Source organism: Planomonospora parontospora (assembly GCA_014647935.1).
Classification (GTDB): Bacteria; Actinomycetota; Actinomycetes; order Streptosporangiales; family Streptosporangiaceae; genus Planomonospora; species Planomonospora parontospora.
In genome coordinates this window covers 320,452-335,975 of the sequence record BMQD01000001.1, presented here as the reverse complement: position 1 = coordinate 335,975, position 15,524 = coordinate 320,452, and the positions used below count along the sequence as shown (strand labels likewise).

General features: G+C 72.6%; 14 protein-coding genes and 1 riboswitch. Of the genes, 6 read left to right on the top strand and 8 right to left on the bottom strand.

The features are described from left to right. Positions 1-97: 97 nt before the first annotated feature. From IEZ07_RS01515 to IEZ07_RS01495, 5 genes are all read right to left on the bottom strand, one after another. The gene (locus tag IEZ07_RS01515; protein WP_191893122.1) at positions 98-604 is read right to left on the bottom strand and encodes a C40 family peptidase; all 507 of its coding nucleotides are present in this window, start codon (positions 602-604) and stop codon (positions 98-100) included. A gap of 109 nt (positions 605-713) precedes the next feature. Further along, positions 714-872, bottom strand: a riboswitch (cyclic di-AMP (ydaO/yuaA leader). Positions 873-1,300: 428 nt separating this feature from the next. Then, positions 1,301-2,287, bottom strand: coding sequence for a C40 family peptidase (locus IEZ07_RS01510; RefSeq protein WP_239319272.1), 987 nt, complete (start codon positions 2,285-2,287; stop codon positions 1,301-1,303). Between the two features lie 156 nt (positions 2,288-2,443). Further along, complete coding sequence (locus IEZ07_RS01505; protein WP_191893120.1) at positions 2,444-3,766, bottom strand: NYN domain-containing protein; 1,323 nt, start codon at positions 3,764-3,766, stop codon at positions 2,444-2,446. A 131-nt stretch (positions 3,767-3,897) separates the two neighbouring features. Next, positions 3,898-4,551 (bottom strand): response regulator transcription factor, encoded by a 654-nt coding sequence (locus IEZ07_RS01500; protein ID WP_068894474.1) that lies wholly within the window; start codon positions 4,549-4,551, stop codon positions 3,898-3,900. Positions 4,552-4,809: 258 nt separating this feature from the next. After that, a complete protein-coding gene (locus IEZ07_RS01495) occupies positions 4,810-6,069 on the bottom strand; it encodes a sensor histidine kinase (RefSeq protein WP_239319270.1) in 1,260 nt (419 codons plus the stop codon). Positions 6,070-6,232: 163 nt separating this feature from the next. On the opposite strand from IEZ07_RS01495, the gene IEZ07_RS01490 reads away from it, so the two are divergent. Beyond that, positions 6,233-8,164 (top strand): DEDD exonuclease domain-containing protein, encoded by a 1,932-nt coding sequence (locus IEZ07_RS01490; RefSeq protein WP_373868838.1) that lies wholly within the window; start codon positions 6,233-6,235, stop codon positions 8,162-8,164. Positions 8,165-8,208: 44 nt separating this feature from the next. After that, positions 8,209-8,496, top strand: a complete 288-nt coding sequence (locus tag IEZ07_RS01485) for an Lrp/AsnC family transcriptional regulator (protein ID WP_068894257.1) — start codon at positions 8,209-8,211, stop codon at positions 8,494-8,496. Here the strand turns inward: IEZ07_RS01485 and IEZ07_RS01480 are convergent. The 3 genes from IEZ07_RS01480 to IEZ07_RS01470 form a co-directional block, all read right to left on the bottom strand. Continuing rightward, positions 8,480-9,313: a sensor histidine kinase gene (locus IEZ07_RS01480; RefSeq protein ID WP_191893119.1), complete on the bottom strand. Its 834-nt coding sequence runs from the start codon at positions 9,311-9,313 to the stop codon at positions 8,480-8,482. The genes IEZ07_RS01485 and IEZ07_RS01480 overlap by 17 nt on opposite strands. A gap of 186 nt (positions 9,314-9,499) precedes the next feature. After that, a complete protein-coding gene (trpD, locus tag IEZ07_RS01475; protein ID WP_191893118.1) occupies positions 9,500-10,549 on the bottom strand; it encodes an anthranilate phosphoribosyltransferase in 1,050 nt (349 codons plus the stop codon). A gap of 157 nt (positions 10,550-10,706) precedes the next feature. Beyond that, positions 10,707-11,105, bottom strand: a complete 399-nt coding sequence (locus IEZ07_RS01470) for a DNA-binding transcriptional response regulator (RefSeq protein ID WP_068894476.1) — start codon at positions 11,103-11,105, stop codon at positions 10,707-10,709. A 195-nt stretch (positions 11,106-11,300) separates the two neighbouring features. On the opposite strand from IEZ07_RS01470, the gene ctaE reads away from it, so the two are divergent. Genes ctaE through qcrB form a run of 4 tightly spaced genes read left to right on the top strand, consistent with a single transcriptional unit; the run spans position 11,301 to position 15,508 of the window. Further along, entirely contained in the window at positions 11,301-11,918 is a 618-nt protein-coding gene (gene ctaE, locus IEZ07_RS01465; protein ID WP_191893117.1) for an aa3-type cytochrome oxidase subunit III, read from the top strand. Beyond that, positions 11,905-12,747 carry a cytochrome bc1 complex diheme cytochrome c subunit gene (gene qcrC, locus IEZ07_RS01460; RefSeq protein ID WP_444980667.1) on the top strand — a complete coding sequence of 281 codons (843 nt, stop codon included), beginning with the start codon at positions 11,905-11,907 and terminating at the stop codon, positions 12,745-12,747. The genes ctaE and qcrC overlap by 14 nt, the downstream gene beginning before the upstream one ends. Then, a complete protein-coding gene (gene qcrA / locus IEZ07_RS01455) occupies positions 12,744-13,856 on the top strand; it encodes a cytochrome bc1 complex Rieske iron-sulfur subunit (RefSeq protein ID WP_191893115.1) in 1,113 nt (370 codons plus the stop codon). The genes qcrC and qcrA overlap by 4 nt, the downstream gene beginning before the upstream one ends. Continuing rightward, complete coding sequence (qcrB, locus tag IEZ07_RS01450) at positions 13,853-15,508, top strand: cytochrome bc1 complex cytochrome b subunit (RefSeq protein ID WP_191893114.1); 1,656 nt, start codon at positions 13,853-13,855, stop codon at positions 15,506-15,508. Before qcrA ends, qcrB begins: the two co-directional genes overlap by 4 nt. Positions 15,509-15,524: the final 16 nt, after the last annotated feature.

Here is a 15,524-nt window from a genome sequence, read left to right as displayed (position 1 = left end):
CGTACCGGACGCGGAGCGGCCCCGTCCGTCGCGGGGACGGGCGGGGCCGCTCGGCACCTGCGCCGTCCGGCGGCACGCCCGCCGCCGGACGGCCCGGTCAGCCGCCGGGGCGGACCGCTCCGGCGAAGGAGGAACGGTAGTAGTGCTTCAGCTTCACGATCCGGACCGTCCTGCCGCTGCTCGGCGCGTGGACCATCCTCCCCTTGCCGACGTAGATGCCGACGTGGCCCTTGCCATAGAAGAAGAGCAGGTCACCGGGGCGCAGGCTGCGCCACGATACCTTCTTCCTGACGGCGCGGTACTGGCTGTGCGTGATCCGCGGGAGCCGTACCCCCGCCTTGCGCCAGGAGTACTGCGCCAGGCCCGAGCAGTCGAACGCACGGGGACCGGTCCCGCCCCAGCGGTAGGGGGCGCCGACCTGCCGCTTGGCCACCGAGACGGCCTTCGCCGCCTTCGCCTTCTGCCGCGCGGCCTTGCTCAGCCTGGTGACCGCCTTGGTGCTCGCCCCGGTGAGGGGGGCACCGCTCATCCGGGTGACCGCGACGGTTCCGGCCTGTACCACGGTCGCGCCGTTCGCCGCCGCCCGCGCCTGCGCGGAATTCATTCCGACCGCACCGGCCGACGCGGTCAGAGTGAGCGCGAAACCGCCCACGGAAAGGCGAAAAAGGCGCGACGAACAGGGGTTCTGCAGGGTGGTAGACAGGATTTCTCCTTGGGACTTCCACTGATGCCTACCGGGTTAGCTGACGGATTCGGGCAGGGAAGACGCCCTATGGCACAACGGCGTGCCGATTCACCCCTGGCAATGGGAGCATGCCTTTGGTTCCCCGGTTCCATGCCTCATGGCTGCATGGATTCGGCAGGTCACGACGGTGTAGGTGCTTCGCGTGACCGCTTGGATTATTCATCTGGACACAGCCTGAGAGGCCGGTGCACTGCGACGGCATGGCTTGCTCGTCGCGACGCCAGAAGTTACCCCGATCCCCAAACATCGGCAAAGACGCTGCCCCGTCCGAAGATCGGGGAGCCTCTTCCCTCTTTTCATAACCGCTGGATAACGGCGAGTCCACCACCGCGATATGACCCTCGTCACATTTGGAGATCCGCTGCCTGAACGTTGTCACTCCCGTAACTCCAGTAACAGGAGTAATGATCTTGGCCGGACACGGAAGAGCCCGCGAGCGCGGGGCTCGCGGGCTCGGGCAGCACAGACGGGGACGGGGACGGGGCAGGACGGGGCGGGGGCGGGGACGGGGCAGGACGGGGCGGGGGCGGCTTCCGGGACGGGAGCGGGGCGGCGTCAGGGACGGACCGCGCCCACCAGGCGGCGGCCGTACGCCGACAGGTCGACGACCTTCACGACGTCGCCGGTCTGCGGGGCGTGGACGATCTGGCCGCCGCCGACGTACATGCTCACGTGTCCCAGGCCCTCGCTGAAGATGAGGTCCCCGGGCTGGAGGTCGTCCAGGGAGACCCTGCGGCTCGCACCCCAGCTCCACTGCTCCCAGGTCGTCCGCGGGAGGCTGACGCCCCCGGCGCGCCAGGCGGCCTGGAGCAGGCCGGAGCAGTCCCAGCCGCCGGGTCCCGTGCCACCGTACTGGTACGGCTTGCCGACCTGGGCGAAGGCGAACTGGAGCGCCTTGCGGGCGCTCCCCGAGGCGGAGCCGGTGTAGGTGATGCCGGGGCTGTTCGGGTTGCCCGCCCGGTAGGCGCCGAGCTCGCGCAGGAGCTTGATCTGGGCCTTGACCATCTTGTCGGCCTTGGCCTTCTGCTCGGCCAGCTCGTCGCGGTACTCGTCGGCCTCGGACAGGGCGGCCTTGGCCTCGTCCCGGTCGGTCCGCAGGGTCTTGGTGGCCTCGTCGAAGGCGTTGAGGGACTGGGCGCGCAGGGCCGACATCTGGTCCACCGCGGCCAGGCCGCTCAGCAGGTCACTCGGGTCGGGCCGGGTGATCAGGCTCTCCCAGCCGGTCACCGTGCCCGCCTGGTAGCCGCTGACGGCCATCGCGACCAGTTCCCGGCGCAGCCCGGCGACCTTCGCGCTCTGCTTCTCCAGGGCGCCGTTGAGCGTCCGGTAGCGCGTGCGGGCCTTCTTCCACTTCTCGCCGGCCTGGTTGTACTTCTCGACGATCTTGTCGGCCTGGTCGTTGAGCTTCTCCAGCTTCTTCTTGGCCTCGGCGATCGTCGGCTTCGGCTCGGCGAGCGCGTCACCGGCCGGCAACGCCGGCAGCAGGAGCGCCACGAGAGCCAGTCCGGCCGCCACGGGCACCCGCCCATAACACTTCGGCATACCCGCCACGGCCACTACTACGCCCTCCCGCCGTAAAGACCTGGGGCGAATAGTACAGAACCAGTAAGGTCCAGCTCACCTTTTCGCCCGCTTCCCCGCCTTCCCGCTCTCACCGGGCACGCGGCCCGGCGGAGACGACGAGCGGCCGCGGAGGACTCAGGCGCGTCCGAGACGCTTCAGGAGCAGTGCGGCGGGCACCGGACGCGCCCCCATGCGGCGGACCGACTCGGCCACCTCGCGGTCGGAGGAGACCACCGCGAGCGCCCGCCCGACGGGCTCGGCGCGGACCAGCTGGCGGATCAGGTCGTCGGCGATCTGCCCCGGCGCGCTGAACAGCACCCGGACCCCTCGCGGCGCCGACACCGGGACCGGCCCGTCCAGCTCGGCGCCGTCGAAGACGCAGGTCAGCTCGGTGCGGGTCTGCGCGTACAGCGCGCCGAGCCCGGTCAGCAGACGGTTGCGCTGGTCGGCCAGGGTGAGGGTGCCGTAACCGGTCTTGGTCACGTTGTAGCCGTCCACGATCAGATGGATCTGCGGCAGCGCGAGCAGCTGGTCGAGCAGGGCGGGGTCGTCGTCGGCGAGCGCCCGGGCGGGCACCGCCCGGACCCCCGGCCTGCCGGGGGCGACCGAGGCGACCGAGTCGGCCGGCCGGTTGATGCCCGAGGGCAGCGCCAGCTCCCTGCGCAGCCCGGCCGCGGCGTCCGCGAGCGCGTCGAGCAGCACGCGGACCTTGGTGTCCTCCTCGCTGCGGCCTTCGCGAGCGGCCCGGCGGGCGGCCTCCAGCTGCCGCTCGGAGTCGGACAGGCGCTCCCGCAGGCGGCGCAGCTCGCTCTCCCCCGCACTGCCCGCCGACGCGGCGGCGGCCCTGGCCTCCTGCGCGGCCTCCTCCATCGCGGCGGCGTGCGCCTCGGCCGCCCTGGCCCGCTCCCGGGCCGCGTGCAGCTTGTGGCGCAGATCGGAGACCTCCGCCCGGGCGGCCTTGAGCTGCTCGCGCAGCCGCTCGGACTCCTCCCTGGCCGCGGTCTTCTGCGCGGCCAGCTGCTCGCGCAGCCGGGTGACCGCCTGCTCCTGCGCCGAACCCTCCGCGACGGCCGCCGAGCGCTCCAGATCGGCGCGGGCGGTCTCCACCATCTCCACCCAGCCGGGCGGCCTGGTCAGATAGGCCGCGGCGGCGACCAGGACGGGCTCGGCGGCCGGGGGGACGGCACCCTCCGCCAGCCCGGCGACCAGCTCGGGCAGGCTCGCCGTCAGGACCTCGGCGACGGCCTCCCGGAACTCCTTGTCCGTCTCCAGCTGCGCCGCGATCGGCGTGCTGCCCAGCCGGGCGCGCTTGCGCGGCTCGAACCTGGCGATGTTGCGCAGCGGCGGCGGCACGGCGGCGGCGGGCATGGATCCCAGGACCTGGGACGCCAGGTCCACGACGTGTGAGCGGACCTGCTCGGGCAGCGGACGAGACAGGCCCTCTCCGGCTGAACTCATCAACGGCCCCTACTCGGATCGGTCTATCCGTCAAGGGTACGGCCCTCCCACCCCGCCCCCGACACGGTGGGACACCGGCCGCGGCCTCCGTACGGCGAGGGGCCCCCGCCGTACGGCACGGCGGGGGCCGGCTAGCCGAGGTGCCCGGCGTCCTGGACGGTCAGCGCGATCTGGACGCGGTTGTTCAGCCCCAGCTTGGCCAGGATCCGGGAGACGTGGGCCTTGACCGTCGCCACGCTCATGTACAGCTCGGCGGCGATCTCCGCGTTCGACCTCCCCCTGCCGACCGCGAGCGCGACCTCCCGCTCCCGGTCGCTGAGACCGGACAGCAGCCCCAGCGCCCGCTCACGGCGCGCGCCGGCGCCGTCGTCGGCGACGTGCGCGATGAGCTGGCGGGTCACCGCAGGCGAGAGGATGGGTTCGCCCGCCCCGACCCGGCGGATCGCGGCCACCAGGTCCGCGGGCGGGATGTCCTTGAGCAGGAACCCGGCCGCTCCGGCCCGCAGCGCCCGCAGCACCTGGGCGTCGGCGTGGAACGTCGTCAGGACGACCACCTCGGGCGCCGGAGCGGCGGCGCGCAGCCGCTCGGTCGCGGTCAGGCCGTCCACCCTGGGCATGCGGATGTCCATCAGCACCACGTCGGGCCGGTGCCGGGCCACCAGGCCCGGCACCTCGTCCCCGTCCGCCCCCTCCCCCACGACGGCGATGTCACCGGAACCGCCGAGGATCATCGCGAGCCCCGCCCGGACGAGGGCGTCGTCGTCCACGATCAGCACCCGGATCACCGGGCGCGGCGACGCCTCCCCACCGGTCACATCCCCCGGGCCGGCCAGGCCGACCGGGCCGCCGCCCGTACCGCCCGCACCGCTCCTGACACCCTCAGCACCGCCCACACCGCTCCCGTCCGTACCGCCCGCACCGCTCCTGACACCGCCAGCACCGCGGGAACCGTCCGTGCCATCCGTGCCACCGGGGGCACCCGCCTCATCCGTACCGCTCATATCACCCGCATCGTCCATGCTGTTCCACACCGCCCGCCCCGCTCATTCCGGCCACGGCAGCCACGCGCCGAGCCGGAACCGGCCGTCGGGCGCCGGGCCGTACTCCAGACGGCCTCCCATGAGTTCGGCCCGCTCGGTGAGCCCGATCAGCCCGGTGCCGCTGCCCGGCACGGACCGGCCGCCCGTCACGGGATTGACGACCTCGACGGTGAGCCCCTCGCCGGGCCCGCCCGCCACGGCGAGCTCCACCGGCGCGTCGGCGGCGTGCTTGCGCGCGTTGGTCAGCCCCTCCTGCACGATCCGGTAGGCGTTGCGGCCGAGCCCCGCGGGGACCCCGGACGGGTCGCCGACCCGCAGGTCGAACTCCACCTCCGTGCCCGCCAGCCGGGACTCCTCCACCAGGTCCTCCAGGGTCGCCAGGGTCGGCTGGGGCCGGTCCGGCCGGTCGGACACGGCCTCCCCGGCGGTCGCGGAGCCGCCGCCGTCCTCCGGGTCCCCGGAGCCGAGCCGGAGCACGCCGATGACCTCGCGCAGGTCCTGGAGCGCCTGGTGCGCGCCCGAGCGGATCACCTCCGCCGCCCTGGCCACGTCCCGCGGCGGCATGTCCGGCCGGTACTCCAGCGCACCCGCGTGCACGCTGAGCAGGGAGAGCCGGTGGGCGAGCACGTCGTGCATCTCGCGGGCGATCCTCTCGCGCTCCAGCCGCCTGGCCCGCGTCACCTGGAACTCCGCCTCCACCTCGGCCCGCTCCGCCCGGTCGCGCAGGGAGAGCACGAGCTGCCGGCGCGCCCGCACGAACATCCCCCAGCCCACCACGACCAGCAGGACCAGCACCGACACCAGCGCCTCCATGGCGTAGGGCATCGTTGGGTCGGGCCACAGCTGCAGGTAGACCGGGAGCGTCAGCAGGTTCGCCCCCACCACCAGCGCCATGGGGCGGAACGGCCGGTGCACCACCACCGTGAACAGCGCCACCAGGGCGGGCACGCTCGCCATGTTGGAGACGGTCGAGACGAGGGTGAGCACGAGGGCGAGCCCCACCGGCCAGCGCCGGCGCAGCCATACGGCGACGCACGCGAGCGCGCCCACCAACTGGTCGATCGCGCGGATCGGTTCGGTGGCGCCGACCAGGCCGTGCACCTCGTCCGCCGTGATCAGCCCCAGCCCGGCGGAGAGCAGGAAGACGGCGATGTCCACGATCCAGTCGCGGGTCGAGCGCCGGACCGCCGGCCGCCTCCCCTCCGGGGCGTCCTGCAGGGTCGCGGGCAGCAGCCACCGGTACTCCAGCGCGCGTTCGGTCACATGTCATGACATTACGACCAGAGGAGGCGTCCCGGAACCGACCAAAGTCGATGCCGTGCCCGCTTCCGGCCGCTCTCCGGACGGGCCACCGGGACCGCTCTCCGGGCGGGGTCCGCTCTCCGAGCCACCGGGTCCGCTCTCCGGCCGGGACCGCCGGCGCCGAATGTCGGTCGCGGCTCCTATGGTCGTGACCGTGGAACATGCCGTGCAGGGAACGCTGGACGAGCTGGGCACCCCGCTCAGCCAGATCACCTTCGTGGTCTTCGACCTGGAGACCACGGGCGTCTCGGCGGGTGAGCACGCGATCACCGAGATCGGCGCCGTCAAGGTCCGGGGCGGGCAGGTGCTGGGCGAGTTCGCCACCCTGGTCCACCCCGGGACGCCGATCCCGCCGTTCATCTCGGTGCTGACCGGCATCACCGACGCCATGGTCGCGCAGGCCCCCCGGATCGAGTCCGTGCTCCCCTCCTTCCTGGAGTTCGCCGCGGGCTCCACCCTGGTGGCGCACAACGCGGGCTTCGACGTCGGATTCGTCAAGGCCGCCTGCGCCGCCTTCGGATACCCCCCGCCCGCCCATCCCGTCGTCGACACCGTCACCCTCGCCCGCAGACTGCTGACCCGCGACGAGGCGCCCAACTGCAAGCTGGCCACGCTGGCCCGGCTCTTCAGCTCGACCGAGCCCTGCCACCGCGCCCTCTCCGACGCCCGCGCCACGGTGGACGTGCTGCACGCGCTCATCGAGCGGGCGGGCTCCTTCGGCGTGCACACCCTGGAGGAGCTCAAGGGCTTCACTCGCGCGCCCACGCCGGAGCAGCGCCGCAAACGGCACCTGGCCGAGGCGGTCCCCGCCGCGCCGGGCGTCTACGTCTTCGAGGACGAGCGCGGCGACGCGCTCTACGTCGGCAAGAGCGTCAACCTCCGCACCCGGGTGCGGAGCTACTTCACCGCGAGCGAGACCCGCCCCCGGATCCGGGAGATGGTCGGCATCGCCGCACGGGTCCGGCCGATCGTCTGCGCGACCCCGCTGGAGGCCGAGGTGCGGGAGCTGCGGCTGATCGGCGCGGCCAAGCCCCGCTACAACCGCAGGTCCCGCTTCCCGGAGAAGGTCGTCTGGCTCAAGCTCACCGACGAGCCCTTCCCCCGCCTGTCGATCGTCCGGGAGGTCAAGGACGACCGGGCCGCCTACCTGGGCCCGTTCACCAGCGTCCGCGCCGCCGACGACGCCCGCACCGCGCTGCACGAGGCGGTGCCGCTGCGCCAGTGCACCGAGCGGCTCTCCCCGCGCAGGGGCCGTCCCGCGTGCGCGCTGGCCGGGATCGGCAGGTGCGGCGCGCCGTGCGAGGGCCGGCAGAGCCCCGAGGAGTACGGCCGGCACGCCGCGGCCGCCCGCCGGGCCATGGAGGTGGACGCCGCCCCGGTCTTCGCCGCGGTCGAGGCGAGGATGGCCCGGCTGGCCCTGGAGGAGCGCTACGAGGAGGCCGCCGCCGACCGCGACCGGCTCGCCGCTTACGTCCGCGCCTCGGCCCGCATGCAGCGGCTCCGGTCGCTGACCTCGATCCCGCAGCTGGTGGCCGCCGCCCCCGCCGCGGACGGCCGCTGGGAGATCCACGTCGTCCGGTACGGCCGCCTGGCCTCGGCCGGGGTGATGCCCGCGGGCGCCCATCCGGCGCCGTTCGTGGACGCGCTGACGGCCACCGCCGAGACCGTCGTGCCCGGTCCCGGGCCCACCCCCGCGGCCGGCGCGGAGGAGACCGAGTGCGTGCTGCGCTGGCTGGAGGGACCGGGCGTGCGGCTGGTCCGGATCGAGGGCGGAGCCGGAGACCCCGCGGGGGAGCCGGCGGAGAGCGGAGCGGACGGAGCGGAGAGCGGGACGGGGGGCGACGGCAAGGAGACGGGGGGCGACCGGGACCGGGCGGCGAGCGACCGGGCTGGAACCGCGAGCGACCGGGCTGGAACCGCGAGCGGGACCGGTGCCGGGTGGAGCCTGCCGATCACCGGGTCGGCCCGCCTGATGGCGCGGCTCGAGCGGGCCTACCGGGCCGGGCCGGGGCAGGGGGAAGCGCACCGGCGGCGCGAGGGCCGACCGCTGCGCTGATAACTTCGGCACCAGACAAGCCGTACTCAACGAGGAGGAAGCTCGTGGTCACCGCGATCGTGCACATCAACGCCGAGGTGGACCGGATCCCCGAGGTCGCCCAGACGATCGCCGAGATCGACGGGGTGAGCGAGGTCTACTCCATCACCGGCGAATACGACCTGCTGGTCATGGTCCGCGTCGCGGCCTACGAGGAGATCGCCGAGGTCGTCCCCGGCCGGATCAACAAGGTGGACGGGGTGCTGCACACCGAGACGCACATCGCCTTCCGCGCCTACTCCCGGCACGACCTCGAGGCGGCCTTCTCCATCGGCCTCAACGAGGCGGACTGACCGCCTCCCAGGGCGGGTAGGTCGCCCGGGCGTCCGCCGTGGGCAGCCGGGCCCGGAGCTCGGACCCGCCCTCCTCCAGGGGCACGGTCTCCAGCGTCCCGCCGAACAGCGTGACGCGCTCCCTGATCCCGACCAGGGCCGGCCCCGCGGTGTCCGCGGTCCCCGTGCCCGCCCCGGGGCCGGCCCGCCCGTCGTCGCGGACCAGGAGGTCCAGGAAGCCCGGCCGCCAGCGCAGCGTCACGCAGGCCGACCGGGCCCCGGTGTGCCGCAGCGTGTTGCCCAGCGCCTCCTGGACGATCCGGTAGGCCGACAGCTCCAGGGCCGGGCCGATCTCGACGGGCCTGCCGTCCTCGACCACGTCCACCGAGAGCCCCTCGGTGCGCACCCGGGCCAGCAGGTCGGCGAGGTCGGCCAGCCGGGGCTGGGGCGCCCTGGTCCGCGCCCCGCCCTCGGCGCCCTCGGCGCTCAGCAGTCCCAGCGCGCGCTGCAGCTCGGTGAGCGCCTGGCGGCCGGACTCCTCGGCCGCCCAGAGCGTCTCCCGGGCCCGGACCGGGTCCTTGTCCATGATCATTCGTCCCGCGCCGACGCCGAGCGTCATCATGCTGACCCCGTGGGCGACCACGTCGTGCAGTTCGTGGGCGATGCGCGCCCGCTCCCGGGTCAGCGCGGCGCGGGCCAGGGCGTCCCGCTGCCCGGCCCGCTCGGCCTGCTCGTCCCGGAGCCGCCGGGCCAGACGCCGGCGGTCGCGGGCGAGCCACGCCGCCGCCGCGGCGAGGACGGCCACCGCGGACAGGGACAGGGGCAGGAGCCCGCTCACCGGGTCCCCCCGGGCGCGGAGATCCCGGGCACGGACCACGGGGAGACGGAGATCGGCAGGTCGGCACGGAGCATGACGGGCAATGTACGGCCTCCGCCGGAGGCCCCGCGTCCCCTCGCAGACGGATGCCCCGTCCTCCCCCGAGGTGAGTGCCCTCCGGCTCCCGTCAGGGCCGCGGCTCCGCCGTCACCGGCCCGGCCGCAGGGACCCGCTGACCTCGATCCAGCGGGCGAGGGCGGCGGCGGCCGCTCCGGAGTCCACGGCCTCGGCGGCCCGGGTGTGGGCCGCGGCCATCGCGGCGTCCAGGTCGTCGCCCGCGCCGTCCAGTGCGACCAGCGCGGCGGCGGCGTTGAGCAGCACCGCGTCGCGCACCGGCCCGGTCCTGCCGCCGAGGAGGTCGTGCACGGCCTGCGCGTTGAAGGCCACGTCCCCGCCGCGCAGCGCGTCCGCCCCGGCCCGGGGGATGCCGAGCACGGCCGGGTCGAAGACGGTCTGCGTTGCGACGCCGTCCCGGACGATCCAGACCGTGGAGGTGGTGGCGATGGTGAGCTCGTCGAGTCCGTCGTCGCCCCGGAAGACCAGGGCGGACACGCCCCGCTCGGCGAAGACCCCGGCCACGACCGGGAGCATGCGGGCGTCGTAGACCCCGATCGCCTGGGCGGCCGGGCGGGCCGGGTTGGTCAGCGGGCCGAGGAAGTTGAAGACCGTCGGCACGCCCAGCTCCTTGCGCGGCGGGCCGGTGAAACGGAACGCGGGGTGGTAGACCGGCGCGAAGCAGAAGGCGATGCCCGCCTCGGCGGCGACCCTGGCGGTGTCCGCCGGGGCCAGGTCGAGCACGACGCCGAGGTGCTCCAGCACGTCGGCGGCTCCGCAGGAGGAGGAGGCCGCCCGGTTGCCGTGCTTGACCACCCGGGCGCCGGCCGCGGCGGCCACGATCGCCGCCATGGTGGAGACGTTCACCGTGTGCGCCTGGTCCCCGCCGGTGCCCACGATGTCCACGACCGGGCCCTCGACCGAGAGCGGGGCGGCCAGCTCCAGCATCGTGCGGGCCATGCCGGTCACCTCCGAGACCGTCTCGCCCTTGGCGCGCAGCGCCACGGCGAAACCGGCGATCTGCGCGGGGGTCGCCGAACCGGACATGATCTCTTTCATCGCCCAGGCGGTCTCGTCCGCCGTCAGGTGCTCACCCGCGAGCAGGGCCGACAGCAGCGCGGGCCAGGTGGTGCGCGCGTCCATGAGGGTCTCCAGAGTGGTCTACCGGTCGTGCAACGGCGGTCGGGGTTGCGGCGGAGAACGGGGCCGGCCTGACCGGGCCGGCCCGGTCAGGGGCGGCCGTGGCGGCCTCTCCGTGTCTCCCGGGCGTCGCCCGGGTCTCTCCTGGCCCGGCTGTCTCCTAGTGCGCGGGCAGGCGGGTGGAGAGCCGGCGGCGCATCAGGTCGGCGACGGTGTCGGCCAGCACCACGGGGTCGATCGGCTGGGGCACGACGGCCTCGGCGCGCGACCACTCGGCCAGCCAGCGGTCGTCGCGGCGGGCGATCAGCAGGCAGATCGGCGGGCAGTCGTGGACCTCGTCCTTGGCCTGCCGGGCGACGCCCATGCCACCGGCCGGCTTGGCCTCGCCGTCGAGCACCGCGACGTCGATGACGCCCGAGTCGAAGTGCTGGACGACCTTCGCGTGGGTGGCGCACTCCACGATCTCCACGAGGGGCACGTCGGCGGCGGGGCGGCGGCCGATCGCCTCGCGCACCCTCTGCCGGGTGCTGGCGTCGTCGCTGTAGACGAGGACCCTCATCTTGTCGTCGGTGCTCAAGGTCGCGCTCACTATCCCTTGTCGATGTATGGTCACCTGGGATGCTACCGGTCGGCCCGCCCGGAGACCCAGACCGGAGACAACAGGGCGCGGATTGCCCCTTACGTCCCGATTAAAGGGACGTTTACCCCTCCTACCGGGGGGCCGTGCGGCGACCCGACCAGGGGAGCCGCAATAATGCTGCCCGTGGCGACAGCATCCGCAATCTCAACGACGACGACAGCACACTCGTCCAACAGACCTGACCTGGTCAGCGTCGGGACGATCGTCTGGCTGTCCTCCGAGCTCATGTTCTTCGCGGCGCTGTTCGCGATGTACTTCACCATCCGGTCGGTGAGCCTCGGCCAGGGCCAGCCCTGGCCCGAGGCCCACCTCAACGTCCCGTTCGCGTTGGCCAACACGATCATCCTGGTCCTGTCGAGTGTGACCTGCCAGCTGGGCGTGTGGGCCGCCGAGAAGGGCCAGGTCGCCAAGCTGCGCTTCTGGTACATCGTCAGCTTCCTGATGGGCGCCGTCTTCGTCGCCGGTCAGCTGTACGAGTACAGCCAGCTGGTCCACGAGGGGCACACCCTGTCGCACGGTCCGTACGACTCGGTGTTCTACCTGACCACGGGCTTCCACGGCCTCCACGTGACCGGTGGACTGATCGCGTTCCTGTTCATGCTGGGACGCACGTACGCCGCGAAGCGCTTCACCCGTGAGCAGGCGACCAGCGCGATCGTCGTGTCCTACTACTGGCACTTCGTCGACGTGGTCTGGATCGGCCTTTTCGTGACCATCTATGGCATCCATTAAGGAATCGGGGATCTCTGTGAATAGGATCACCGCTGGGCGGCGGCATCCCCTCGCGAGATACGCCGTCCTGCTTCTGGCCTTGGGGCTGCTGGGGTTCACCTACACCCTGGCGGCCCCGACGAGTGAGCGGGCCGACGCGGCCATCGCCTCCGGCAAGGCCGACGACGTGGCGGAGGGCAAGAAGCTCTTCGAGCAGAGCTGCTCCAGCTGCCACGGCCTCAACGCCGAGGGCGTCGAGGACCGCGGTCCCGGCCTCGTGGGCGTGGGCGCCGCCTCCGTGGACTTCCAGGTCAGCAGCGGCCGCATGCCCCTGTCCAACCCCGGAGCGCAGGCCCCGCGCAAGCAGCCCGCACCGTGGGTGAACGACGACACCGTCCGGCAGCTCGCGGCGTACATCCAGTCGCTCGGCGGCGGCCCGACCATCCCGACGGCCGAGCAGGTCGACGCCTCCAAGGGCGACAAGGCCAAGGGCGGTGAGCTCTTCCGCGCCAACTGCATCCAGTGCCACAACTTCACCGGCGAGGGCGGCGCGCTGACCCAGGGCAAGTACGCGCCTCCGCTCTACCCGGCCAGCGAGAGGCAGATCTACGAGGCCATGATCACCGGTCCGCAGGCCATGCCGGTGTTCAACGACAGCATCATCACCCCCGAGCAGAAGCGGGACATGATCGCCTACATCGTGGGCGTGCGCGAGCAGAAGGACCCGGGTGGCGCCGACCTCGGCCGCATCGGCCCCGTCACCGAGGGCCTGGTCGCCTGGATCGTGGGTCTCAGCCTTCTCTCGCTGGCCGCTATCTGGATCACCGCGAAGAGGCGACAGGCCCAATGACAGACAACAATCACGACATCGAGCAGCCGGGTGAGCGCGTTCCCAAGCGCGTCATCGGCACTCCCTCGCACGCCGCCACCGGCACGCCGCTGCTCGGCGCCGAGGAGCGCACCGGCCCGGCCGAGGTCCCCGGCGTGGACCTGCAGGACGAGGCGACGGCGAAGAAGGGCGAGCGGATCGCCGCCTTCTGCTTCCTCCTCACGTTCCTGGCGGGCATCGCGTTCATCGTCTCCTACGTGGCCTTCCAGGTCGGCGACCTGGACAGCGCGGCGACCTCGAACCTGGCCCTGGGCAGCTCGCTCACGGTGGCGCTGCTGGCCCTGGCCTCGGGCATCGTGGTCTGGGTCCGCATGGTCATGCCCAAGTACAAGCTCGTCCAGGAGCGCCACGAGATGGCCTCCGACGGCGAGACCCGGGCGTACGTCGGCGAGACCTTCCTGCAGGGCGCGGCCGAGAGCGGCATCACCAAGCGGCCGCTGCTGCGCCGTACGCTGCTGGCCGCCGCGGCTCCGCTCGGCCTGGCGCCGCTGGTGCTGCTGAAGGACCTCGGCCCGCACGAGTACGCCGACTTCCCGAAGAAGCTGCGGCACACCGTCTGGGGTGAGAAGACCAAGGAGGGCAAGCAGCGCAGGCTCGTCGTCGAGGGCACCGGCGCGCCGATCCGCGCGGCGGACTTCAACTCCCCCGGCGGCATCCTGTCGGTGGTCCCCGAGGGCTACGAGCACGATCTGAACGAGCTGGCCAAGTCCACGCTCATCCTGATCAAGTTCCGCCCCGAGGAGCTCAAGTCCGGCACCAACCGCAACTGGGCACCGGACGGGATCGTCGCATACTCTAAAATCTGCACGCACGTCGGCTGCCCCGCTGCACTGTACGAGCAGACCACGCACCACATCCTGTGCCCGTGCCACCAGTCGACCTTCGACGCAGCCGACGGCGCCAAGGTCGTCTTCGGCCCGGCCGCCCGGCCGCTGCCCCAGCTGCCCATCGCGGTGGACGGCGAGGGCTACCTCGTGGCCACCGCCGACTTCCCGGTCCCGCCGGGGCCCAGCTTCTGGGAACGCGGCGACGCCGAGGCCGAAGCCCGTGAGAAGGGAGGCCAGTCGTGAGCACCGGAACCGTCCCGAAGCCCATCGCCGGCACCAGCTCGTTCCTCGACGACCGGCTGGGCGCCGGGAACTTCATGCGGCGCAACCTCCGCAAGGTGTTCCCGGACCACTGGTCGTTCCTGCTGGGTGAGATCGCGCTCTACTCGTTCATCGTCCTGCTGCTGACCGGCACGTTCCTGACGTTCTTCTTCAAGCCCAGCATGGAGCACGTGATCTACGAGGGCTCCTACGCCCCGCTCCAGGGCATCGGCATGTCGGCGGCGTACGCCTCGACGCTGGAGATCAGCTTCGACGTCCGCGGCGGCCTGCTGATGCGGCAGATGCACCACTGGGCGGCGCTGCTGTTCGTGGCCGGCATGATGGTCCACATGCTCCGCGTGTTCTTCACCGGGGCCTACCGCAAGCCGCGCGAGCTGAACTGGCTGATCGGCGTCGGCCTGCTGACCCTGGCCCTGCTGGAGGGCCTGACCGGCTACTCCCTCCCCGACGACCTGCTCTCCGGCGCCGGTCTGCGGATCACCGAAGGCGTGGCCATCTCGCTGCCGCTGGTCGGCACCTGGATCACGTTCTTCCTGTTCGGCGGCGAATATCCGGGTGAGGATGTCATCTCCCGGTTCTACTCGCTGCACATCCTGCTCATCCCGGGCATCCTGCTGGGCCTGATCTCCGCCCACATGATCCTCATGTGGGTGCAGAAGCACACCCAGATGCCGGGCAAGGGCCGGACGAACAAGAACGTGGTGGGCGCGCCGTTCTACCCGGCCTTCATGGCCAAGGCCGGCGCCTACTTCATGTTCACCTTCGGCGTCATCGCTCTGCTGGGGACCTTCGCCCAGATCAACCCGATCTGGCTGTTCGGCCCCTACACGCCGGCGGACATTTCGGCGGGTTCGCAGCCCGACTTCTACATGGGCTTCCTGGAGGGCGCGCTGCGCCTGATGCCCTCGTGGGAGGTCAACCTGTTCGGGCAGGGCGGCGGCACGCTCCCGCTGAGCGTGCTGATCCCGGCACTCGTCCCGATGGGCATCATCATGACGGGCCTGGCGGTGTACCCGTTCGCCGAACGCTGGATCACCGGCGACAACCGCGAGCACCACGTCGTGGACCGTCCCCGCAACAACCCGCACCGCACCGCGATCGGCATCTCCGCGATGACGTTCTACGGCGTGCTCTGGCTGCTGGGCGCGAACGACGAGCTCTCCTGGGTCCTGCACGTCTCGCTGAACTGGACCACCTACGTGGGCCGGGTCCTGGTCTTCGTGGCCCCGGTGATCGCCTACGTGGTCACCTACCGCATCTGCCTCGGCCTGCAGCGCAAGGACGCGGCGATCATCGGGCACGGCGTGGAGTCGGGCGTCATCAAGCGCCTGCCCCACGGCGAGTACATCGAGGTCCACGTGCCCCCGGCGCAGGACATCGAGGCCCACATGCGCGGCAAGGAGGCCGTCCCGACCCTTCCGGGCGCCGGGAACGGCTCCGACGGCGTCCCGCCGAAGGCCCTGCGCGGCCCGATCGGCAGGCTCCGGGCCAAGATGAGCGCCGCCTACGGCGGCGAGAAGATCCCGCTGGACGACGGCCACGGTGACGGCCACGGCCACGACGACCACGCGGCCGTCGGCGCCGGCGGGGACGACAAGCCCGCCGTCCACTGACGGACCGGCGGCACGG